Source organism: Flavobacterium cheongpyeongense (genome assembly GCF_003202435.1).
GTDB lineage: Bacteria > Bacteroidota > Bacteroidia > Flavobacteriales > Flavobacteriaceae > Flavobacterium > Flavobacterium cheongpyeongense.
The window spans coordinates 80,361-105,435 of sequence record NZ_QJHK01000003.1 but is presented as its reverse complement, the minus strand read 5'-3'; the positions used below and the strand labels follow the sequence as shown (position 1 = coordinate 105,435).

Genomic DNA, 25,075 nt, shown 5'->3' with positions numbered 1-25,075 from the left:
AGTTTACTTTTAGAATTTGTAATAAAAATAACACTATATTAGCGGTAATAATGATGAAAAACTGTCACACAAAATGAAAATATATGATAACAGTAAAAGTATCTTACACAGTAAAACCTGAGTTAGTGGAAGCAAACAAAGCAAATATTAATACCTTTCTAAGCGACTTCAAAAAATTGAACCCATCCGAATTTCGTTATAATGTCTATTTACAAGACGATGGAATAACGTTTCTTCATTTTTCAACTTACAAAAATGAAGAAATACAAAAACAAATCCTCAACATTTCCTCTTTTAAATCTTTTCAGGAACAAAGAGATAAAAGCGGATTGGGCAACACGCATAAAGTTGAAATTTTAAGTTATGTGGGGTCTTCTTTTGATGTTTTATAAAAATTGCAATACTAAAAATTATATATCATCATATCAAAGTAAATCAAAATCCATGAATAAAAAATATTCTCTTTTAGTTATAGCATCTTTTGTGGTTCTGTTTCAGAGCTGTAATGATTCCAATAAAAGTCAAACTTCAGCTGAAAAAGAAGAAGTTTCGGTTAAAGAAGAAAATCAATCAGAAAAACTAACACCAAAACCCCAAACCGGAAAACCAATAGCTGATTTTATTCCGGCAGACTACAAGTTTTTCCAGGAAATTAAAGGAGACCTGAATAAAGATGGATTAGAAGACTGTGTCGTAATTATCAAAGGAACCAAAAAAGAAAATATAATTACAGACGAATATCGCGGAAAACTCGACCGAAACCGAAGAGGAATTATTGTGCTTTTTAAGAAAAATACCAATTACATTGAGGCAGTAAAAAATTATAATTGTTTTTCATCTGAAAATGAAGATGGCGGTGTTTATTTTGCGCCAGAATTAGATGTTAGTATTGAAAAAGGGAAGCTTTATGTTCATTACGGTCACGGAAGATACGGATACTGGAGTTATACTTTTAGGTATCAAAAAGCAGATTTTGAATTAATTGGCTATGATTCGAGTGATAATTTCGGACCGGTTGTTAATAGTGAAACCAGTATTAATTTTTTAACTAAAAAGAAAGTAACGAAAACCAATGTAAACGAGGAAGCAGAAAGTGGTGATGAAGTATTTGAAGAAACAAAAGAGGAGATAAAAATGAATAAGATCATTAAATTATCTGAAATTAAAGATTTTGACAAACTTGAAGTTGAGTAGGAAAATCACACATTAATTAAAGTTGAGCATTAAACCTAAAATAATTAAAAATATAAAAATGAAAAAAGCAAGTATCGCATTGTTGGGAATATTAGCCGTAATTTTAGTTGGATGCAGTGGCTCTGATACCTATCGTGGTTCTTGGAAAGCTACAGATGCTAAAGGCAAAAAATTTGAATTGTTCTTTAATGCCAAAGATTTTACGGTTAGAAACAGCTCCGGAAAAAAAGAAAAATTTGAGTACAGTCAGAATGCTGTGCAAATTGAAAATTCTGTATCGACCTACGGAATACAACTGACTGATGGAAGAAATTATCAAATTAATTTTCCAAAATCCGATGATGAAAGCATGGGGCTGATTAAAGATGAAAACGGAACTCCTTTATACGTAATCAGCAGAAAAGACTATCTGAAATATGAAGATATTTTTAAGTTGAATTAAGACGAATTAAGTTTTTTAGAGTTAATAAAAACCCTGAAAAGTATCAATTATTTTCAGGGTTTTGCTCTTGTACAGCCTTTTTTTGTCCAAAAAACTCCTTAAGTTAACTGCTTTGGGAGGTTTGTAATGTGATATTATAGAGATGGAAATACAAACAATTTATCTCTTTCCGGAAAACTTAATCCCATTGATTGTTTTTTGAAAAAGCGATATTACCGGCTCCTGTAAAAAATAAACTCAGAGCGCCAAAGAAATACAGACCCAGTAATTCTATAGCCCATTCTCCGTGTTCTCCTATAGAAAATATTTCTGAGCTATGAGCTATTAAAACAGCAACCAGACAATTAAAAGCATATATTGCGGCTGCTATTCTGGTTCTGAAACCAATTAAAATAGCAATTGGGGCAAGTATCTCACCTACTAATACACCATATGCAATAAAACCAGGGATACCTTTTTCGGCAAGCATCATTTTAATGAATTCTAAACCACCGCTAAATTTCGAAATACCATGCAAAAGCATTAAAACGCTAATTGTGATACGTAGTATCAATAGTCCTAAGTCGTTGTTTTTTTTCATAATTTTTAGTCATTAGATTGTTAATAGAATCAAATATATCGAATTCGTTCAACAGATGTGATTGCGAGTATGAAAACATATAAACAATTTATTCTGATGTTTTTAGGTTTTCTGTTTGAACTAAAACTCTGTTTTTGGTATTCTTTATGAACCGGTTTTTAAATTGTTTTTCTGATAATTTTCAGGAAAAATCACATGAAATAATCGGTATAAGATTATTAACAATATGTAGTTGCAAACCGTTATTTAGAGTTCGACTGCAGAAAGAATTGAATCGATTAACGAAAATAAGCCATACTGATGAACGCGGTACTTTGGAAAGAAGTTTTAAAATTTGAATTAGATAATCCAAATGATGAATATGGATTTTTCACAAGATTAGCATTTGAAAATAACTGGACAATCTATTTTGCTCAAACAGCAATTCTGGAATATAAAAAATTCATGTATTTGGCCGCAACTTCAAATGAAATGGTTTCACCTTCAGAAATTGTTGATATTGTCTGGCATCAACACTTGATTTTTACCACTTCCTATTCTGATTTTTGCACTGTTCTCTCTAAAAGGATTGAGCATATTCCATCAACCCATAATAGAGCTGAAGCAGAAAAATTCCATAAGGCTAAAGAAAATATAAAAGAATTGTATGAATATGATTTTGGAAAACAGCCGGAAGAAATTTGGGAGTATTCAAATGAACTTGATTCTTTAAATTTGGATAAAAGTAAAATTGAAATTAGCAGACTAAAAAAAATATTTTTAGGATTATTTGCAGTTTCTATTTTTCCGGTTTATTATATCATAAAGCCAATTTTAATACAGATTCAGAATCCTGATTTTTTGATTTTTTATATTTTATTGTTCACAGGGGTAATTGTTTTATTAATGCGCTTTGTAAAAAAAGCCTTCAATTCACTTTTTGAAAGTATCAAATCAAATTTCATTTTAGCAAATCTTAGTGCCTTTGAACTCGTTTTTCTTCAAAATAATAAAATAGAAATTGTTATTCATGGTGTTGTAAATAATTTGATCAGCAATAATAAAATCGAGGTTTTGGGTAATAATAGGTTGAATCTGATTGATGAAAATTTAACGGACAATAAATATGAAAATTGTGTCATTAAAATCATGAAAGAATACGAAGCCATGCCTTATCCTCAATTGTTTAAAATAATAGCAAAAAAGCCAATATTTGAACAAATGGAAAGAGCGGTTGGGCGAATCAGACAAAAAATTACAGACTCTAAGCAATTTAGTGAGATTATAAAAATTAGCATGCTCATTTTAGGGTTGGTTTTAAGTATTGGTTTTAGCAGACTTATTTCAGGAATTTCAAGAGATAAACCAGTAACGTATTTAGTTTTTATACTTTTTGCTTTAGTAATAATATCTGATTTTTATTTAACTAAAATGATAAACTACCTGTTTAGCAATACAATTCCGTTATCTTTTGTAGACAAAAAGATCAGTACAGAAGCTGAGCAAGACTGGCAATGGAATTATTTCCTGTACGGAGAAGTAGTATTAGCGAGTTCTTTTATTCCCTTAACTGGTTATGTAAACAGAAATGCTGGTTCGAACAGAGGATCTGGTTGCGGGAGTTCTTGCGGAAGCTCCTGCAGCAGTTCCTGTGGCAGTTCCTGTGGAGGCTGTGGCGGGGATTAATTGAGGAATAAATTATCAGAAATATAAACCAAGTTCTGCATTACAAGAAGCAACTCAAATAAATCAACACTTTAAAATCAAAATTAGATGAACGAAATATTTAAAATCAGACCAAATGGATTTGAGGATATGAAAAAGCAATTAATAATAAAATCAGTTCCGACTCTATTATTATCAATGACTTTTGGAATTGCCATTGTTTTTTTTAATTCAAAAGAAAAAGAAGATGTGTTAGATGTTTTACCATTTATGATTCCAATTTGTCTTTTTGCTCTTGGATATGGGCTTTATAAAGGTTTGAAAAGACAAAAAATGCTATTTGAAAGTTACAAATTAATATTTTCAGAGAATAATGTTGTTAGAGAGCAAGTCAATACTCCAATAATAAACATTCAATTTAGCGACATTCAGTCAATCACTAAGGACAAAAAAGGAGGGTACGTAATAAAAGGGAAAAGTGCTGTTGAAACCATTTTAATTCCTGCACAAATTGACAATTATGAAAATTTAGAGATTTTATGTAACCAAATTAAACCAATTGAGGAATTTCAACAACCCAAATTTGATGAAAAATATAGAATTCCTTTTGTTTTATTAACACTATGCTGCATGGCTATAGTTTATGTTTCAGATAATAAAATTCTTGTTGGAGTTTCTGCCTTAATTGTAAGTGGTATGTTGATTAGTTCTTTTATTAAAATTAGAAAAAACAAAAACATTGATAATAAAACAAAAAGAAGCAGCTATTATTCACTTTTGGTTTTGGTATCTGTTTTAATAGTTACAATTATGAAAATTATATCGAAGTAATTAAAGAAAACAGATATGTATGAACGCTTAAAATAAAATGCTTCGGCAGAATCTTTTAATGCAAAAATTAAAGCAATTAGAGGTGAATTTAGCGGAGTGAGAAATATAAACTTCTTCCTGTTCAGATTATCCAATCTTTTTGCCTAATACCCAAATTTTGCACCTGATCTGCTTTTGGGATTGACCCATAAAATTATTATCTTTTTAACGAGAAGTGCCCATTGAAATTTCTTCCATCTCCAAGTTCAACTGTAAACCAATAATCTGAAGAAGGCATAGGATTACTATTGAAATTGCCATCCCATCCTATGTCACTATGCTGTAATTTTTTTAAAAACTTACCATATCGGTCAAAAATATTAGTAATTGAATTAGGAAATTTTTGTATTCCTATAATATGCCAATATTCATTATAGCCGTCATTGTTTGGTGTGAAAAATTTAGGATAATCTACAATCACAATTTCTTGATTATCAAAACCACATCCTTTTTTATCTCTAACATAAACTTTAAAAACCCCTCCTGAAACATTGTTAAATATTTTACTGTCCTGATAATTCTCGCCATCAATTGAATATTCAAAATCGCCATCACCTGAAGTGACAACTTCAATAGAATTATTATTTGGAACATCCTTGGTATTAACTTTTTCTATTGATGGCAATTTCGAGCGAATTAAGTCAAATGTAAATGAAGCATCACATAAAATTCCATTCTTATTTTTGGTAACAAGAAGAGTATATTTGCCTGCATTGGTTAATTTTGCTTCTATTGAATTTGATATTAATGTACCATTTTCGAAAGTCCACTTCCAGGAATCAAAATCTGAACTGGATGAAATAGTTAAGAAAGGTTCCAGATCACATAAATTATATTTATTACTAAGATTTATTTTAGGAAATTCGTTAACAATTAAATCAAAACTTGTTTCAGAATAGCATTTGGGATTTAATTTATTTTGGACTTTTACTTTAATAATTTGTGACCATGCAGACGTATTCCTAAAATTTAATGGTAAGGGACTTGGCAATTGGTTACCGTTTTGGTCTGAATAAAAAACAAGCAAATCTTTTTGACTTCCAATTAACTGATTTTCAATGACAGATGTATCAAATATTCCAAATCCATTGCCTTCATCACATGTATATAAAGGAACTGGTTGGTTGATTTTTGGCTGTGAAGATGTTACTAAATTTAAAAATGTTTCTGAAAAACAATTTGTCTTTGTATCGGTAACTCTTACCGTTACGTTTTCCTGATTTGCTATCGTGTTTGTATAAGGATTTGGTAAGGGACTTGGTAATTGTTTTCCAATAGAATTAAAATAAGTAATTTTCATTCCGGTTTGATTTCCTAAAACAATTTTTTCTACATTGGAAGTGTCAAAAAATTCAGAAATACCATCGTTATTATCATCACATCCGGTTAAAGTTGTCAATGAATTAGCAATAGGCTTCGTAGTAATTAAAAGATTAAAATTTCTTTCCTGATAACATTTTGCATTTTTATCGCTAATTCGGGCCACAAGTGTTTCTTTTAAAGGAACTTTGTTAACATAACTATTATTGATTGCTGACAGGTCTATTAAATTATTGTTTTGATCAAAAATAGTAACTGTCATGCCTGTTTGATTTCCTGCTATCATTTCTTTAACCTTGCTTAAATCAAATGATGCAAAACCATCTCCATCATTATCGCAGGCATATATGTCCTCAACAGGAAATGCTTTTGCACCATCAGTAACTATAACCTGAAAATTTATTTCATCAAAACAATTCGGATTGTTTTTGCTTGCAACCCTTACTTTTATAGTTTCCTGACCAAATATTGATCTACTTCCTATATTATAGATTGGTGTTCCATACTTTTCATAATAGGTCACAATCATGTTTGTTTGATCTCCCAAAACTTCTTTCTCAAGATGTGAAGCAGGAAAAGACGATACCCAATTTGAGTAACTGCTATTGTCCTCTGCACAAACATATATATCTTTGATAGTGTTTGCTTTTGGTATGTTTGTAATCTCTAATTTTCTTTTTATAATTTTTTTTAACCCTGAATTACTTATTACCGTTGCAGTAATTTCATATTCGCCTGCAGCATTATATGTATGTACTGGTTTTAAATCAGTTGATTTATTTGCAACTCCAGAAGCTGGATCTCCAAAATTCCACTGTACAGACGCAACATTTGTATAATTAATCAAATTAAAGCTGGTATTACTTCCAAGACAAAGATTTTCAAAAGTAAAATTTTGTTCAAAGTCAGATTGTATAAAAGTAGGCAAACCAAATGTACTTCTTCGAGAAGAATTAAACCCGTCTAAGTCTATATTAAACCACGTAACATTAACATTGGAGCCATAAATATTAGGATTAAGAATTTGAGAGAGGCTCCAACTGTCAGGCATTGAAATGTAAATTTTTCCATCAATTGCGAGTTGTAAAGCTCCTGCCCCAACAGCGCCCCAAGCTCGGTATTTTGAGTTAGCAACATTTGCTGCTGTCAAATCAAACTGATATAAATCACTGCTAAATGAATTGTATCTATTTGAATTTATATATAAAACCTGACTATTTGGAGAAAATTCAACACCATAAGGATGATTATCGTCCAGTATTTTAATACCGCTCGATACAATTCCTGAATTGTTATCAAAATTAAATAGATAAGCATTTCCATGATATAATTTTTGTGAATCGTGACCTAAATAAGTATTAGCAATTGCCACTTTTTTCCCGTCAGGGGAAAATTTAGCACAGCCAATTGCATTATTTAAATAACCATTTACAGGCATCGTAAAACCAGAAGGAGATATTATGGGAATTGTATTAATTCCATTACTATCAATCTTAAAGACATAAAATTTATCGATAAAATGTGTTAAAAACCAAATAGCGGTCCCATCAGCATTATATACCGCTGTTAGTTTTTCTGAACATTTATATTTTTTCTGTTCAATGTCTGCAGTATCATAAGTTATTAAATGATTGTTTTTTGAAATAACTTCTCCTTCTCCACCATTCAAACTCATATCAATTATCGAATAATTTAAACCATTATTGAATCCATCGTCTGAATCAGTAGTGGGATCATATGGATTTAAATGTCTGGGATCCGGATCTGCATTAGGATAATATGCAGCTGTTAAATGACTTGGCTCATCTAGAGTTATGACATAATAGATATTTGTTGAATTAGGTTTTGGTATTACTATAGAAGAATTTGAACTGGACCAATGCCCAAATAAGCCATTGCCATTAACCATAATTTTATGATTCTTGTTCCATACTTTCGCTCCATTGGTATAAAATAATAAATTACCTTCTGAATCAGAAATAGTCGAACAGCCTTCATTTGTCTGAATTTTGCCTCCTGTCAAAAGCATTGGGGGGCCATTCCTAAAATCTAATCCGGCAAATCCTCCAAAATACCAATTTGAGGCTTCGTTTTGAGCAAAAATAGGAAGAATAAAAAATGACAAAGTAATCGTCAACAAAAAACTCTTCATAGTGAAGATAGTTGTTTATTAACATTATTTTCATAGATAAATTTCACTTTTTCATTAAGCTCATAAAAATTCCTGACAAAGATCATAACAATAAACAAACTCAAATACGAATAGTTTTGTGACATAAGTGCATTTTTTTGCTAATATAACATTTTTAATTTACCTCGATAACTAAGTAAATTTGGATATGACTTTTCCTTTTTGAAATAACAAAAAGATACTATTAATCAACTTTAATAGTAACCATTCCCACAGAAACATTATCTCCTGTAGAAGCTTTTAACTGAATATCCTTTTTCTTCCCGTTCGACTGAATGATGGCAATGCATTTACCATTAAACAATTTACAAGAATTGGCTTTAAAAGAATCCAGGTTCGCCTGATAGCCGTTATCAACACCCACTAATTTTCCTCCGCCTGTCACTTCAAAATTGATTAGATCATTGGCATTTGGCAGAAGATTTCCGTCTTTATCAACAATAGAAACGGTTACATAAACCAAATCGTAAGTATCGTTTTTCAGGGTCACTTTATCCGCTTTCAAATCTATTCTGGAAGCTTCTCCGGCAGTATGAATTTCCTTTTCCAAAACTACTTTTCCGTCTTTTCTTGAAACTGCTTTCAAGGTTCCCGGTTCGTATTTTACTTGCCAGGATATGTGCAGATCGTCATTTTGTTTGGCTTTTTTGCCTAATGATTTTCCGTTGAGGAACAATTCTACTTCATCGGCATTGTTGTAATATGCCCAAACATCGACTTCCTGATCTTTTTGCCAGTTCCAGTGTGGCAAAATGTGTAATACAGGTTTCTTCGTCCACTCGCTTTGGTACATATAATACACATCTTTTGGAAGTCCCGCTAAATCGATAATCCCGAAATACGAACTTCTTGCCGGATACGGATATGGATCGGGTTCGCCAATATAATCAACTCCTGTCCAGATGAAAGTGCCCGCCATGAAATCCTGTTTTTTGATGGTTTTCCAATTTTCTTCATGCGTAGCACCCCAATAGGATTTCACCTGATCGTAAGCCGAAACCGTCCAGTCTGCATTGCCGTCAAATGCAGCGCCGTGTTTAGTCGGCCATGCTTTAATTCCGTCAGGAAAATCATAATGACCACGGGTTTCGAGTGCCGAAACACTTTCGGAAGCTATTATTTTCTGCCCTTTAAATTTGACTGGAAAATCTTTATAATCTTCGTGTTTGTAATTGAATCCCAGCAAATCCAAAGCACCCGACTGGTAAATGAAATTTTTCTCGATTACATTTTCGGTTAAAGCCGAAGTAACGGGACGGGTCTTGTCGAGCGATTTTACAATTTGAGCCAGTTCTCTGGTAATGGCAATTCCGGTGCTGTCAAATTGTTCACGTATTTCGTTTCCGATGCTCCACATCATCACCGATGGATAGTTGCGGTCGCGTTTGATAAAATCTTCCAAGTCCTGTTTGTGCCACGCATCCCAGTCTTTGTGGTAATCGTTGGTCACTTTTTTCTTTTTCCAGACATCGGTAAACTCATCCTGAACGATAAAACCCATTTCGTCACACAACTTCATCATTTCCAATGAGTGCGGATTGTGCGCCATTCGGATGGCATTACAACCCATTTCTTTCAGTAAGGTCAGTTTTCTGCGAAGGGCGTGAATGTTTTCTACCGCTCCCAAAGCGCCGTTGTCGTGATGCAGGCAAACACCTAATATTTTAGTAGGAACACCGTTTAACGAAAATCCTTTTTCAGCATCAAAATTAAAATAGCGGAAACCAAGTGGAGTTTCGTAATTGTCGATTAGTTTCGATTTCTCATAAATTTTGGTTATGACTTTGTACAAATACGGATTTTCAGTATTCCATAATTTCGGCTGATTCAAAGCCAGATTGTGAATCTTTTTTGCCGATGTTTTGGCTCCTATTTTTTCTGTAGAAGTGGTATTCGCAACTTCAACATTATCTGCATTGACAATAGAAGTTACGAGTTTGAATTCTTTTACGGAAGCATTTTCGTTGTTGATAATCACTTCCAAATGGATGGTTGCTTTGTCTTTCGAAACTTCGGGCGTGGTTACATAAGTTCCCCATTTTGCCACGTGCAATTTCTCCGAAGCCACCAATCGCACGTTTCTATAAATTCCCGAACCCGTGTACCATCTTGAATTGGGCTGTGCATCGTTATCAACTTTTACAGCGATGATATTCTGCTTTCCGAAATTCAAAAATTGTGATAATTCATAAGCGAAAGAAATATAACCGTTCGGTCTCATCCCTAAAGAATGGCCATTTATGAATACTTCGCTGTTTTTGAAAACACCGTCAAATTCAACTGAAACGGTTTTCTTTTTCCAATTCGCAGGAACGGTAAATGTTTTGCGGTACCAGCCTTTTCCAGCCGGCAAAAATCCCTGTGCCTGTTTTGTTTTACTGTCTTTATCGAAAGCCCCTTCAATACTCCAATCGTGAGGCAGTTGTAAAGTTCTCCAATCGGCAGTACTGAAATTCGCATTTACCGCTTCTGGATAATCTCCCAATTTGAAGTTCCAGTTTTTGTTGAAATCTTCGACAATTCTGGCTTGTTTTTGTGCGAAAACTGACACCGAAAACAATAAGGCAATTGTAATTTTTTTTAAAATCATATTCTTTAGGTTTCTCTCGCAAAGGCACAGAGACGCAGAGAAATTTAAACCATGTAAGTAATATAAGATAATTTAAGTTTGCCTTACTTGAACTTATATTACTTATATGGTTAAGAAAAAACTTTGCGCTTTTGCGACTTTGCGAGATTAATTTTTTATTTACTGAAATTCAAAATTATCCAACATTAATCCCTTCAAATCATCACCTTCCAATGTTATTTTATACGTTCCTGCATTGATGTAACCACCGGAAGTCGTATTCAACACTTTCCATTTTTCTGTTGCCGAAGGAAATTCGATGGTGTCATTTCGCATCATAATTCCGTAGGCATCTTCCATTTTGAATTTGACTTTTAACGGGACTTCGTTTCGGTTCATAAAACGAAAACGCATCAGGTAAATTCCGGCAACTCCGGGTTTCACTTCAAACTGAATGCTGTTGTTTGTTTTTTCCTTGAATTCGATATAATCCGCTTTTTTGAAATTCCCTTTTTCGATTCCGGTTCCGGTTGTTTTGGCGGTCTCGGCTTCTAAAAGTACAACCAGCCTTGAATCGTCTTTCTCGCCCATATCGTACGTTGGAACAACTGCGATTGTAGTATTTTCAAAACCAACTTTCTCTCCTTTTTTTACTTTTTTATGGAAAACCGAAAATTCAACCTTATCTGAATTTTTAGCCGTTTCAGACAACTTTTTGTAACCAGAAATAGAATCTTTTGATGTGCTAAATAAATAAATTTCCGAATCTTCTGTTGTTACAAATGAACCTGAAGATTTTGATGAGACCTGCAAATAATCGGCTCCGAAAACTTCCGAAGGCAATTGCGTAAAAACAACATCAGAATCTGAATATTGTTTGGAATTAATATCAAGCCATGAACCGATTTTAGTCTCCGAATTACTTGCAACATTTTGAATATTTCGAGGCGATGCCGAGACTCCTTTTATTGTTTTATCTTTTGTTGCAATCGCAATCGCTGAAATGATCGCCTGACTCGCTTTTACATTTGGGAATGAAATAATGATTTTTCCATTTATACTTTTTACAGCGAACGTTTTCTTTAGCGCCGCATCGTGTCCGACTTCACTCCAAATATCCAAATCTTTCAAAACTACATTGTCATTAATGGCTACGTCAAACAAACGCCATCCTTTGCAATCCAATCCGCCACCGGTTCCGTACCAGGGTTCTGTGAAATACAATTCTACCAAATATTCTCCATCGGGAGCTGGGAATTCGTAACGCAATTTATCGATTCCGTATCTGAAAGTTTGAAATAATTTCCAGTCTTTTGTTCCTGAAATTGGGTCGAAAGTACTTCTTTGGCTGGCATAAAAATCAGGTAATTGCTTGAAATTATCTGTCCACGACAAAGAACCCCAGGTGTTTTCTCCGCTTTTGTGAACGTCTGCCTGCCATAAATTCCCGAAAGAATCGGTGATCTCGCTTCCGCCACTGTTGACTCTGTAAATGTAATTGTAATTTTTTTGAGGCTGTAAAAGCGTTTCTTTTTTAGTTTCTAATGTGTTGAAATTTGGTGCTTTTGGCAAACTGTTCAATACGATATAATCTTTGGCAACTGCTTTTCCGTTTACGTATCCTACGGCATACAAAACGTTATATTGAATATTGACATTATTCCATTGAAAATGCTGTCCCAATCCCGGATTTTTCAATTTTCCGAAAGATGATTTATTGATATCATTGAACAATTCTACCTCATCACAATTCGAATACACATCGATTCCGTTTTTGATTCCCGGTGCATCCCAACGATTCGGCCAGGTGTGCGAAACGATATACACCATCGGATTGGTTTTGTTCGAAACATAATTGGCGCGGTACATATAATAGGCATCCAGAGGTTCGCCCCAAATACTGAAAAGTCCTTTGTAATTGACTGGTCCAACTTTATCTATATCACGAAATCCTTCACCGTTTTGCACGCGTCCCGGATTTTCGTGCGAAGCAAAAAGCCAATTGAATTGCCCTGCGATTTTATCTTTTACCGATTCGGCTTCGCGGACTTTGATCTCCATTAATTGGGAGAAACGATTTTCGCTCAAAATTCCTTTTTGATCGAATTCACCTTCGGTGTGGAGATCGTGTGAACGCCAGGCTCCATATTCTCCGTTTAATAATTGCGTACTCATTTCGACATCATAATTAAACGGATCGCCACCATAGGTTCCCGACCAGTTTTGTACTACATTCCAATCGGTTCCTTCACCTCCGTTGCAGGTGGTTACGATGCGTTGCGAAGCTGACATTGGATCCATTTCGCGGATGATTTGGGTACATTCTTCGGCAAATGCTGCCGGAATGGTGCTTTCGTTTTGCAATCCCCACATTACGACAGACGCATTATTTCGGCGTTCTTTGATCCATTCGCGTAATAAGGTTTTGAAATTCTCCTTGAATTCGGGTGTGTCGTACCAAATATGTGCCGAAAACTGACTCCAGAACAGAATTCCGTTTTCGTCCAGCTCTTTTTGGTATTCTAAATTATGAGGCTGGTGCGCTTCGCGGAAAGCATTAAAACCGCCCGCTTTAATCTGTTCGATTCTGGAATGGATTTGCTCCTTCGAAAACGAATGACTGTTTCCTATTAGATGTTCGTATTCGCAGGTTCCGTTGATAAACAAGGGTTCGTCGTTGATGAAAAAACGATTATCTTTTCCGCCACGACTCACCGGCCAACTTACCCAACGGATTCCGTATGGTGTTTTTAGTTCGTCTATTTTTTTCCCGTTTTCAAAAATTGCAGTCACCAATTGATATAAATACGGATTGCTTGGCGACCATAAATTGGGTTTTGAAATCTCTGGAAGTGTTTGTGCTATTTGTTTTATTTCTCCTGAAGTGTTTTTGATATCAGTTTTTACGCTAACGACTTTCTTTCCGTTTGTATCAAAAAGCGTGTTTTCGATAGTTAGGTTTCGGTTTGAAGTTCCGTAGTTTTTGATTTCGGTCGTAATATTCAGAACAGCTTTTTCTTTGGAAGTTGCTTTGTCATTCCAAATATGAACGCCGAAAGGTTCAATCCGAACATCATCGGTAATGACTAAAGTAACAGGTCTAAAAATACCCATTGGCTGAGAGCCTTCTGAGAATCCCCACTCGCCTGAACACCCTCCGCAAACCCAGGGTAAATCGGCAATGAAAGATGGGTGTGATGCTTTGACGATGATATCATTTGCCTTTTCGAAAAAAACAGCATTGGTAATATCCACCGTAAAAGTAGTTCTTCCGCCTTTGTGTTCGCCTACTTTTTTACCGTTTACCCAAACTGTAGCATAGGAACTCACTCCTTCAAAAAAAAGGAATAGTCTTTTAGAACTGTCTTTTTTGTCTAATTGCAGTGTTTTATGATACCAGGCGGTCCCGTGTAAATTGCCGTGCTTGGTTCTTAGAAAACCGTAATACTGATCCCAGTTGTGGGGTACGTTTACTTTTTGCCATTGTGCATTGACTTTTGGATTTTGCACAAAAGTTTCTTCCTTTTCCGGAAGCTGATTCAAAACAATGGTTTCCCATAAGGAATTCAGCGAAACTTCTTTACGAAACTTCGCCTTCTCCTTGCTGCTTTGACTCCATGCAAAGCAAGCACCTACAAAAAAACAAAAAATAAAAAAAACTATTTTCTTCATACTTTTTAACCCTTTTTTTACCATATAAGTGATATAAGGTCATTTAAGTTTCATTGCTGAAATTATTCTTTACTATCCTGCAAGGTTTCTAAAACCTTGTAGGTTTGCTTTTAATCTAAATACCTACAAGGTCAAAAAAGACCTTGCAGGAAATAAATATCTTATCAACTCTGGTTTGCGTGAGGGATAGTAGCGACATCCTTTTGGGGCGGGGTTCGCCCCAAAAGATATAGCGGATAGCCCGACCCGTAGTTTTAACGGAGGGTCACGCCCAGATTATTTTAATAAAACAACCAGTCTACCGCACCTTTTTCGCCTGCATCGATGTAACCGACATCACGGGTTGTAATGGTTTGATCAGCGTCGATAAAGCCTAAAATCAGAACTCTTCCTTTGCCTAAATCGAGTTTGTTTTCACCAGGCTGGAAAGTGTAGGTGTGAATGTTGATTCTTGGTAATTCTTTTAAATTCATGGCACTTGCCAAAATAACCTCAGCTTGTCCGTGGGCATTTCCGGCTGCATCGGTTTCTAAACTTGGCGGGAATAAAAATCTTTTCTGATCGGAATTAAAATAACCCACCACCAGTTTTACAGCTTTGGTGTTTTTGAATTTCAGGTGGGTTCCGTTTTCGTTTTGTGCAGTTTCCTCAAATGCAATTCCTTTTAAGTTTTGCAGTTCCGGAGCTATTTTTGTTAGTTCTGAAATTGGCGTTCCGTATACTTTTGTTCCGTTTTTCACTGCGTAAGTTCCTTTACTTTCGCTTAATAAAGTTACATCAGCGGTTTTCCACGGCTTGCCTTCTTTGGCTACGATTTTACCATCTTTTGATGATTTCAAAAGATCCAGATTTCGCTTGAAATTAGCCAGTTCTCGTTCATAATGCGGCAATAATTCGGCCCAGGTTTTGTTGTTTCCATCGTCTCCGCCAATTGGGATTCGGCGTTGTGCGGTCTGCATACTGTTGGCATACAAGTAATGATCTTTGGTTAGATTTACCAATAATTCGTAATGTTTGATGCTCTCTTCAAGATGCGGAAGCGCTTCATCCAAGTCTGAAATTTCGTTGGAATAGCTGTAACGCAAGACCAAAATCGCAGCTTTTACTTTCTCCGAAAAGAAATCGGCGAAGGCTTTGTAAGCGTGCATATCGTTTTTAAGACGCAGGAATTCATCCTTGTCTTTGGTTACTTTTGACTCGGCTTTATCGATGGCTTCAACGGCTAATTTTCCGTGTTGGGTGATTTCGGCAATGATTTGCGTTGGCAATTCCCCAACGTGTGGTTCTTTGTTCCATTCTTTTTTGGCGTATTCCAAAAGCAATTCTCCAACTGGTCCGCACGATTCGTGGAATCCAGGGTAAACTCTCCATTTAGCTGGATTTACCAATTGACTTTCGAACATTCCTAATAACAAAGTCTGACGATTTCCTTCGGTGATTCCGAAACGTCTTAATGTTTTTGGAGCAATTTCTCCCGCCTCATCATAGGCTTTTTGGATGTTATTTGCTGCTTCTACATCAGTTCCATATTTAGCTGCTAAATCTTCATTCCAATATTTAATTTCTTCGTTTCTGTCTCTTTTACTATTCCAGGCATACCTTGCCCAGGCTTTGTACCAAATCCAGTCGCGATCCATTTCGAGCAATCGTTCTCCAGTTTTTGTTTTATCAGCTGTGTAAGGCCAGTCCCAGTAGGAAGCCTGCGGATACAAATGAAGTGCATTGGCTCCGTGTACGGTGTGCATCGCCTGAACCGTTTTCTGGATAAATTCAGGAGATCCGTAACGGAAAGGCTCGAGATTTGCCAAAATATGTACGTTTGAAATGTGAACGGAATTCAGTGAACTTAACTTCTTGTGGATTTCTCCCCAAGGTCCGCCAGGCGTGTAAGTCGTCAATGACTCGCCATTGTATTTGTGCATCGTGTACAGATTTTTGTACAACGGAAGTGATTTTTCCATTACCAAAGGCGCATCGGTATCGTGCGCACGAAGGATAATTGGCGGTTCCTGTGTTTTTCCTAAAGCTTTTAATCCGTCCTGAACGCCCGGAATAATGGTTTTGGTAAACCATTCCACATCATCATCGATGGTATTGATAGCTTCTCCCAGACATACCAATAATCCAACATTTGGATATTTTTCGATAAAAGCTGTGATTGATTTTTTGGTATAATCTGCAATTTCTGGTGTGATTGGACGTGAACGATCCTGTGTTTTAATATTGTAATGCTCTGCAAATGGCTTGGAAACAAGAATATTATAAAACATCTGAATCACCCAGATTCCCCTTTTATTCGCTTCTACAGTCAGATAATTATAAATTTCTTCATTCTTTTTGAAATCTTCTTCGCTTACTTCCACAGCAAAAGGATAATCTTTTAGTTTTACCAACGAAGCAAAAGGATGCCCGTTCCATAAATACAGGGAATTTAGTCGGTTTTCGACCATCATATCCAGGTACTTTGTCCACAGTTTTTTATCATAAAACCAAGGGAACGATTCGGGCGTATATGGATATTCGTAAACGTCTCTTCCCGGAAGATAAACCGGTTTTTGAACTCCGATGCAAGAACCTCTCAATACCATTTCGGGACTGTCTTCGATATTGATTTCAGATGGAATTTCGCCTGAAGTTTTGATTCGGTCTGCCAATTCCAAGGCACCATACAAAGCTCCGGTTGCATCGGTTCCTTCGATGAAAATTGTGTTTTTTTTCGTGCGGATTTGAAAACCTTCTTTTTTTGTTAGCTTACTGTCGTCGATTTTGGCAGTTTTGGCATTTAGCTTCCAAAAATCAGTTCCTTTTTCACCAATAACGATTACTTTATCTTTTGATTTTTTAGGGGTTTTGTCTGAAAAAGTTATTTTGAATCCTTTGGCTGTTGCTGTTTCTGATAGCTTTTCGGCTCCATATTGTGCTCTTGGTGCATTGGCATCACGAACGATGGTGATGTTTTGCGCTGATGCAAAAGTCGCACATAATCCTAAAAAAAGTAAACTTAGATATTTCATTATATTGTTATTTTTTGATCACAAATTGCGCAAATTATCGCAAATTACAATCGTGTTTGTTTTTGTCACAGATTAAAAAATCTGCTAAATCTGCTTGAATCTATTTAAATCTGAGTGCTAATTTTTCTCACGCAGATTCTGCAGATTTAGCAGATTTTTTATTTTAATTCTGAAAAATTTTCTTCAAATAAGCAACGTTTGCTCCGTAATTGGCTTTTACATTATGCACTTGCGTAACATCTCTTGAACGTTCTACGATCAGCCAGCCACTCCATTTCATTTCGTCCAGCGTTTTTTTAATCTTTGGCATATCGACATTTTTATCGTTTTCCAGCCAGACAGTATCCGTTGTAGAAGCGTGAATTTGTGCCAGATGTTTTTTTCCTAAAATTTTTAATTCGGTTGCGATATCTCTTCCGTTATCTACGGCATTCGCAAAGTTGAAAGAACTTTTAATGTGTTTACAGCCAATTTCTTCCAATAGTTTTTTCTCTTCAGTCGCATTCAGTGAAGTTTCAATAGCAATTACACCACCTATTTTACCGACTTGTTTTCCTGCCCATTTTAATCTTTCGATAATGATTGGGCGTAATTCAGGATTTTTTGTCAAATCGCTTTCTGTTCCCAAAGGCAGATAAGCGACTTTCACCTTCATATTTTTCATTGTTGCCACACAATCGTTAATCATCAAATTAATGGAATCTCTTTTTGCAAAGGATTGCGCATAGAATCCGGACATTGCGATGGAACTGATTCCGACACCCGTTTCTTTGGATTTATCCAGGAATTTTTGTCTTTCAATCGGGTCGCCTAATTTGCTGTCGAAGGTTGGTCTTTTCCCTAATCCACCCATGTCGAGTTCGATTCCGTCTGCTTTTATTTCGCTGGCCAAACCAAAAGCACCGAGTTTTTGTCTTTTTAAAATCATCCAGTCGCAAACTGCCACTTTGTAGCGTTGCTTTTTTGATGATTGAGCAGAAACTTCGCTATTGAATGTTCCTGCCAAAACAATTGTCAGAACTACCACAGTAGCTTTAATGAAACTTATATTATTCTTCATAATTATTTTTTTTACCATATTAAGACATATAAGAAACATATAAGTTAGCTTATTTAGAAAAAGCTTAAATGAAACTTATATGACTTATATGGTTTAAACTATTTACTCTTCTTCCGCCTTAACAGCTTTCACTTCAACACCTTCCTGTCCAGGCCAGATTCCGTTTTTGATTGGAATTGTTACCAGTTTACTCGGATCGATTTTTACGTATTTCAGTTTTTGTCTTCTCCAGGTATAGACAATGTGTACCATTCCGTCTGAACTTTGAATGATAGAAGGATAAGAATACTGGCTGATTTTTGAATCTTCCAAAACCAAAGCCGCATTCCAATTGATTCCGTCATCAGAGATAGAAAGATTTAAAGGTGTTCTTGGTCCTTTGGTTTCATTCCCCGGAGGCAGCACATGGTTGTAAACTAATAAATGTTTTCCGTTTTTAAGCGTTACAGCATCAGTTCCTGAGTTATTGTTTGGCAATCCAATCAATTCTAAATCCGACCAGGTTTTTCCGTTGTCTTTTGAAAATGTGCTGAATATGGCTCTGTTTTTCGTTCTTCCAATTGCCTGAATACTTCCGTCTTTATGGAACAAAATACTTGGCTGAATAGCATTAATCTTTTGTTTACCTCTTGAAATGGTATCGCCCAGAACCCAGGTTTTTCCAAAGTCAGGAGTGGATTCCATACGCAAATGCCAGCCATTTCCTTCTGTACTTGAAGGAAGCAATAAGGTTCCGTTGCTCAATAAAACCGGCTTGTTTTTGATGGGTCCCAGAAAATCTTTACTCGGCATATCAATCTTATCAGACCAGGTTTTTCCTCCATCAGCAGAAGTTCTGTAAACGCCCCACCACTCGGATGGTTTAGGCCCTATTTTATAAAACAACATCAAATCGCCATTCGGAATTTGGTACAAAACCGGATTCCAAGTTGGAAATCTTGTTCCGTCTGGCATCACACCATCGGCTACCTTAATAGGATCGCCCCATTTATCGCTTCCTTTTGGTTTTATGGCTGAATAAATACAAACATCAGGATGTCTTTCGTGTGATCCTCCAAACCAGGCCGAAACCAAATCTCCATTGGTTGCTTCCACAATCGTTACGGAGTGGCAGGACGGATAAGGTGCTTTCTCATAAATGAATTCATCTACTAAAATCCCTTCTTTCCAGGTCTTTTTTTGCAAAGCAGATTTACAGCTTCCCAAAAGTAGCAGTCCAAAAAAGGCTATAGATATGTGTTTGAGTTTCATTATTTATTTTTTAAATATTTATGATATTTATTTTCAATGCATTATGCAATATTCAAATGCAAAAACTTATTAAGTGTAAAAATAACACTAAATAATCGGATAAGCATCCTGTACTGTCCCGAATTAAAAGGAATAAGGGTTTTTAAAATTAGGTGGGATTATTTTTTATTATTTCTAATCCTTACTTATTAGTAAGGTATTTTGAATGTGATATTATCTAAAATTAGATACTTTTATTTGGTACAATAAAATATCCTCCAGTTTTTGGTGGACCTTTAAACTCAACATAACCTGCATCTTTTAATTTCTTTATATGACGCTCTACTGTTGAAAGGCTTTTATCCAATAGTCTTGCAATATCTGGCACTTTTAATCCTGGTCTAGTATCTAGCAGTCTATATACTATATTAAGCTCTCTATTTACACCTTCATTATCTTCTTTAAAAGCTATATTATTTACACCTTCATTTACACCTTCATTTACACCTTCATTAGCATTAACACTAAGTTCAGGGAAAGTAACTGTAGTAATATCTTCTCTATCTGTCCAAACTGGAATTCTGAAATTATTTTTCTTGCAATCATTAATCATTCTTAATGTACCACTTCCTAACATCTCTATATATTTACGAATAAAACAGATTTGGGCAATATCTGGATTACGAAGTACAGAATTATGTTCTCTTTTCAAATCTTTGATAGTTATTCCATCAGGTAAACCGCCGTAATTTGCTATTTCTGTCCGATCTGAAAAAATAGATATTTGTAAAAAACCATTTACCGAATTATAATCTCTATGAACCATTGCATTGAGCAAACCTTCCCGAATAGCAAGTAATGGATAATTGTATTTTTCTGTTCTTAAAACGCCATCAACAATAATATTTTTACCAAAAGTGACATCTATAAAATCAAGAATCGCTGTGATATTTTTAAAAATATTACCTTCAAATGTTCTGTCATTTAAAAAATGGTCACCAGATTTATTCGAAGGATATACTGTAACCCTGATTCGTGATTGCGGAATAAATCTTTGAGGTTGTTTTCCAAATAAAACGACGCAGGCATTCGTTAAATTACCATTTTGCAATAACCCCATTTGAATTAAGAAATCCTCAATATCTTCAAAGTTACTAGTGGGTTTATATGTTTTATATAAAGAAAGCGTATTGTTTATTTCTTGTACATCCAAATCCTCTAAGTCTGCACCCAAAACCGCTTTTCTTTCCCAATGAAAATCAGCTTCTTTACGTTCTTTAATCAGCAATGTTAAAACCTCTTTATTGGAAAGTTTGGTTGCATCATTTTCTCTGATAAAAATCTTTCCTTTGAATTGGTATGGTTTCTTAGCTCCTTCCCAAACACTTATCAAAATAACATCTTTCTTTTTGTATCTAATTACCTGTGATGATATGGGTGCATTAGGCTTGATCGAATCAATTAACAGGTTTTGTAAACTGACTCTAACTTTTTCTGCATTCTTTATTTCAACTACATTTTTCTCTTCATCAATACCAATAACCAAATCTCCACCTTGTGTATTAATGAAGGCTGTAATAGTTTTTGCAATCGCTTCTTTGTTAGCTGTCGTTTTAAATTCTAAACGAACACCTTCCTGTTGCTGTAGCAGATTATCTATTATAAAACTATTATCCATTGTGAGCTGGTTTATGGTTTAAAATATTTTCTACAAAATCTTTATTGTTAAACTGCGTATTGATGTAGGTCATCATTTCGTCTAAACGATAAAATTGTTGTGCCCAATTCCCATTTCTTAAGGTTACCGGAATATGGTTTTCAATTACATATTCATAGATTTCAACCGTTTTGGGATCAAAAAGTTTATTTTTAGAAACAACTATTTCGTCACCACTTTTTAGAGTTAGATATTTAAACAATTCTCTGGCAAAAACTACATCCCGATGTACCAAAAACCAATAAGGTTTCTTTAATTCAATAGCTTTTTTTATTTCTTCGAAAGTTATATTTTTCTCTCCTATGTTTCCTGTTCCATAAAAAGGTCTGATGATACCTAAAAATAAATCGCACTCTTCGACAGCTTTTATGCAATTGTCAAGATTTGATAATTTCGGATTGACTTTGATACTTCCATTATGAGAATTAAGTACCTCGTAATCTAACAATTGTAATTGAGCTACAATTTGCGATAACTGGTCTTCAAAACCGTAAACGGTAGAGCCAATCATTATTTTTAGTTTTCTTTTATTTTTTGCCATAACTTTATGGTAACCAATACTTTATTTCACAAATGTTTTTAAATACCATAAGCTACCAACAAATCATAAATAATCGGTTGTATTCCAAATTCTATATAACTTGTTAATCTTTTTTGCTACTTGTGATATGTTATTTTTCTATAAAATAGTTCTTCAAATCTACTATTTTAAACTCACTCTCACAATAATACGAAAACCCTTCTTAATTTATTTTTAGTTCACATTCAAAACATAAGAACCCGATTCTAAAGTCAGGACTATGTTGTTATTTTCTGTTTTATAAGAAGATGAAAACTGAGCCAGTTTTTGCTTATTTACCGTTACCGATGAAGCATTCGATGTTGGCAAGTACACCACAGCCGATGAGTTGGCCGGAATGGTAATTTTCCATTCTAAAGTGTTTTTGGTTTTCTTCCAATCACTTTTAATTAATCCGTAAATCGATTCGTAAGATGCATTTACATACGTCAATCCCGCATTGAAATCCGGTTTCATAATAATTTGCTTGAAGCCCGGAGTTTCAGGATTACTCTTGATGCCTGCCATATTTTCGTAGTACCAGATTAGTAAATCTCCCAAAAGCATGACGTGATTTTGCGAATTCATTGTGGGGTCGGCGGTGTTTCCGTTCCATAATTCCCAAATGGTTGTTGCTCCGTTTTCGACCATAAAACCCCAGCTTGGATACGTTTTATTTGAGGCTAATTTGAAAGCCAAATCGCCTCTTCCGAAATTCGTCAACGTACGCATCAAAAATTGTGTTCCGATAACTCCTGTGCTAATATGACCGTTTTTAGTTACCTCCACTTCATGAACCATATTTTGAAAAACCTTATCGATTAGGTTTTCAGGAACCAGACCAAAAGCCAAAGGCAATACGTTTGCTGTTACCGTATTATTGGCGTAGTAGTTTTTCTCCGTATTTAAAAATTTGGCGTTGAATGCTTTTTTGATTCTTGCTGTCAAATCATCATAATGAGTAATATCAGATTCTGCATTTGCGATTTTGGCAAACTTTTTCATTATGTTTAATAGCTGATAATAAAACGCACTCGACAACAATTGTCCATCCGTCAAACGGGCAGGATCTTTGGAACGAATCAGCTCTAATGATTCCGGCGGAACACACCAATCACCGTATTTATCTTTGTCCATTAAATCATTTTGCAGATAATTTTCTTCCATATACACCATCCATTTTTTCATAGACGGGTATTGTTTTTTAATCACTTCGGCATCGCCAAATTGTTGGTACAACATATCGCCCACTGTGATATACGTTCCCGGCCAAGTCACATTATCGCCGTAATAACGCCAAAATGCCGGCGCTACATCAGGCAATCCTCCATCCTGTGTTTGCGAATATTTGATATCGTCCAGCCATTTGGCATACAATGTTTGATTATCAAATAAAAAACTTTCGCCATAAGCACCCGTCGTACGATCTCCCAACCAAGGCTGACGCTCGTTGCGCTGTGGACAGTCAATTGGCATTCCTTTGTAATTTCCGCTGATTCCCCACCACGCATTTTTGAAAATCTGGTTCATCGTCGCATTCGAAGATTCGAAAGTTCCGGTCGTTTTGATATCGTCATAGACCACTTTCCCAACGAAATTATCCAAAGTAGGTTTGGTCGGAAAACCCGAAATTTCTACAAATCGAAAACCATGAAATGTAAAACGAGGTTCCCAGATTTCTTCGCCTTCGCCTTTTAATGTATAAATGTCAGTTGTTTTCGCATCACGCAAATTGGCAATGTAAAGAGAGCCATCAGCCTGCAATGATTCGGCAAATTTCATTGTGATTTGGTCACCGCTTTTCCCTTTAACTTTCAATTGCAACCAGCCCACCATATTCTGACCCATATCCAAAATATAAGTTCCTTTAGGAGTCGCTTTGATCGAAATTGGTTTTACCTCTCCCATAATTTTCATATTGGGCATCATCTGAGCTTCATAAAATCCGCCCGGTTCCTGAACGTATCTGGCATTTACCCAGTTTTTATCGTCAAAATTGGTCATCGCCCAGCCTTTCATTTCCTTGCGGGCATCGTATTCTTCTCCGTCGTATTCGTTGTTAGACAAAATCGGTCCTTCGGTTGTTAGTTTCCAGGTGTCGTCTGTTCGGATGATGTCTTTCGTTCCATCAGCATATTCGACAAATAACTGCAAAGCCATTTTTGGGAATCCAAATGATTTGATTTTATACGGTTTGTAATCCTGACGCATCGCAAAAAAACGTCCGTTTCCTAAAATCGTTCCCAGCATATTTTTGCCTTCTTTCAATTGTGAAGTCACATCAAAAACATTGTATTTTACGTTTTTGGTGTAATCCGTCGGAACGGGTGCTAAAACCTGATCGCCAATTTTATTTCCGTTGATGTATAACTCATACAAGCCCATCCCCATAATATACACCTTGGCGCTTTTGACTTGTTTTTTCAGGTTGATTTCTTTTCGCAAATAACGCGCAGACAATCTCGAATATTGAGAAACACTGTCATCTTTCGACAATTTTTCATACCCAATCCAGCGCGTCGATTTCCAGTCGGCATAGGTTAAAATACCAATGCTGAAATGAGCAGTTACAGCCGATTTAATTTCGCCTTTATTCGTAAAAACAGTTACTTTCCAAAATGCATTTTGTCGGTCTCCCAGCTTTTTTCCGTTGTAGATAACATTGACAGATTCGTCACTTGTTATTCTTCCGCTATCCCATAAATCGGCTTTGTTCGCATTCAGGTTTTCCAAAGTCGAAGCGACCATAATTTGATACGCCGTTTGTTTTACATCGTTCACATCGGATTTTATCTGCCAACTCAAACGAGGTTTTAAAACGTCAATTCCTTCCGGATTGTTCAGCATTTCGCATTGAAGATTGGTTACGCTGATTTTGTTTTGGGCTTGCGCCAAAGAAAAACAGAGCGATACAATGAAGATGAAGGTATGTAGAAATGATTTTTTCATAAGTTTTATTGTATATAATATTCAGTAACTACACGATGTTTTGTAACAAACTAAGATTTATTTT

Annotated in this window: 15 protein-coding genes; 5 read left to right on the top strand and 10 right to left on the bottom strand. The window is 35.4% G+C overall.

What is annotated here, in order from left to right; genetic code table 11:
* Positions 1-83 precede the first annotated feature (83 nt).
* From DMB65_RS04470 to DMB65_RS04460, 3 genes are read left to right on the top strand one after another with little or no spacing between them, the layout of a single operon-like run.
* Entirely contained in the window at positions 84-392 is a 309-nt protein-coding gene (locus DMB65_RS04470) for a hypothetical protein (protein ID WP_110305478.1), read from the top strand.
* Between the two features lie 52 nt (positions 393-444).
* Complete coding sequence (locus tag DMB65_RS04465; protein WP_110305701.1) at positions 445-1,194, top strand: hypothetical protein; 750 nt, start codon at positions 445-447, stop codon at positions 1,192-1,194.
* A 58-nt stretch (positions 1,195-1,252) separates the two neighbouring features.
* Complete coding sequence (locus DMB65_RS04460; RefSeq protein WP_123955261.1) at positions 1,253-1,636, top strand: hypothetical protein; 384 nt, start codon at positions 1,253-1,255, stop codon at positions 1,634-1,636.
* Between the two features lie 178 nt (positions 1,637-1,814).
* On the opposite strand, the gene DMB65_RS04455 is transcribed toward DMB65_RS04460, so the two are convergent.
* Positions 1,815-2,216, bottom strand: coding sequence for a DoxX family protein (locus tag DMB65_RS04455; RefSeq protein ID WP_110305476.1), 402 nt, complete (start codon positions 2,214-2,216; stop codon positions 1,815-1,817).
* 300 nt (positions 2,217-2,516) lie between these two features.
* Between DMB65_RS04455 and DMB65_RS04450 the strand changes: the two genes are divergently transcribed.
* Positions 2,517-3,881, top strand: coding sequence for a glycine-rich domain-containing protein (locus DMB65_RS04450; protein WP_110305475.1), 1,365 nt, complete (start codon positions 2,517-2,519; stop codon positions 3,879-3,881).
* 87 nt (positions 3,882-3,968) lie between these two features.
* On the top strand, positions 3,969-4,691 hold the full coding sequence (locus DMB65_RS04445) for a hypothetical protein (RefSeq protein WP_110305474.1): 723 nt from the start codon (positions 3,969-3,971) through the stop codon (positions 4,689-4,691).
* 196 nt (positions 4,692-4,887) lie between these two features.
* On the opposite strand, the gene DMB65_RS04435 is transcribed toward DMB65_RS04445, so the two are convergent.
* The 9 genes from DMB65_RS04435 to DMB65_RS04395 all read right to left on the bottom strand — a co-directional run bounded on the left by DMB65_RS04435 (position 4,888) and on the right by DMB65_RS04395 (position 25,011).
* Entirely contained in the window at positions 4,888-8,202 is a 3,315-nt protein-coding gene (locus tag DMB65_RS04435; protein WP_110305473.1) for a T9SS type B sorting domain-containing protein, read from the bottom strand.
* Between the two features lie 223 nt (positions 8,203-8,425).
* Entirely contained in the window at positions 8,426-10,831 is a 2,406-nt protein-coding gene (locus tag DMB65_RS04430) for a sugar-binding domain-containing protein (protein ID WP_110305472.1), read from the bottom strand.
* Positions 10,832-10,990: 159 nt separating this feature from the next.
* The gene (locus DMB65_RS04425) at positions 10,991-14,482 is read right to left on the bottom strand and encodes a malectin domain-containing carbohydrate-binding protein (protein WP_110305700.1); all 3,492 of its coding nucleotides are present in this window, start codon (positions 14,480-14,482) and stop codon (positions 10,991-10,993) included.
* A gap of 281 nt (positions 14,483-14,763) precedes the next feature.
* Entirely contained in the window at positions 14,764-17,496 is a 2,733-nt protein-coding gene (locus DMB65_RS04420; RefSeq protein WP_110305471.1) for an alpha-d-galacturonidase, read from the bottom strand.
* Between the two features lie 163 nt (positions 17,497-17,659).
* Positions 17,660-18,556, bottom strand: a complete 897-nt coding sequence (locus DMB65_RS04415) for a sugar phosphate isomerase/epimerase family protein (protein ID WP_110305699.1) — start codon at positions 18,554-18,556, stop codon at positions 17,660-17,662.
* A gap of 102 nt (positions 18,557-18,658) precedes the next feature.
* Positions 18,659-19,807, bottom strand: a complete 1,149-nt coding sequence (locus tag DMB65_RS04410) for a sialidase family protein (RefSeq protein WP_110305470.1) — start codon at positions 19,805-19,807, stop codon at positions 18,659-18,661.
* A gap of 223 nt (positions 19,808-20,030) precedes the next feature.
* On the bottom strand, positions 20,031-21,464 hold the full coding sequence (locus DMB65_RS04405; protein WP_110305469.1) for an RNA-binding domain-containing protein: 1,434 nt from the start codon (positions 21,462-21,464) through the stop codon (positions 20,031-20,033).
* On the bottom strand, positions 21,457-22,044 hold the full coding sequence (locus DMB65_RS04400) for a DUF4062 domain-containing protein (protein ID WP_110305468.1): 588 nt from the start codon (positions 22,042-22,044) through the stop codon (positions 21,457-21,459). Before DMB65_RS04400 ends, DMB65_RS04405 begins: the two co-directional genes overlap by 8 nt.
* Positions 22,045-22,257: 213 nt before the next feature.
* Entirely contained in the window at positions 22,258-25,011 is a 2,754-nt protein-coding gene (locus tag DMB65_RS04395; RefSeq protein WP_110305467.1) for a glycoside hydrolase family 78 protein, read from the bottom strand.
* Positions 25,012-25,075: the final 64 nt, after the last annotated feature.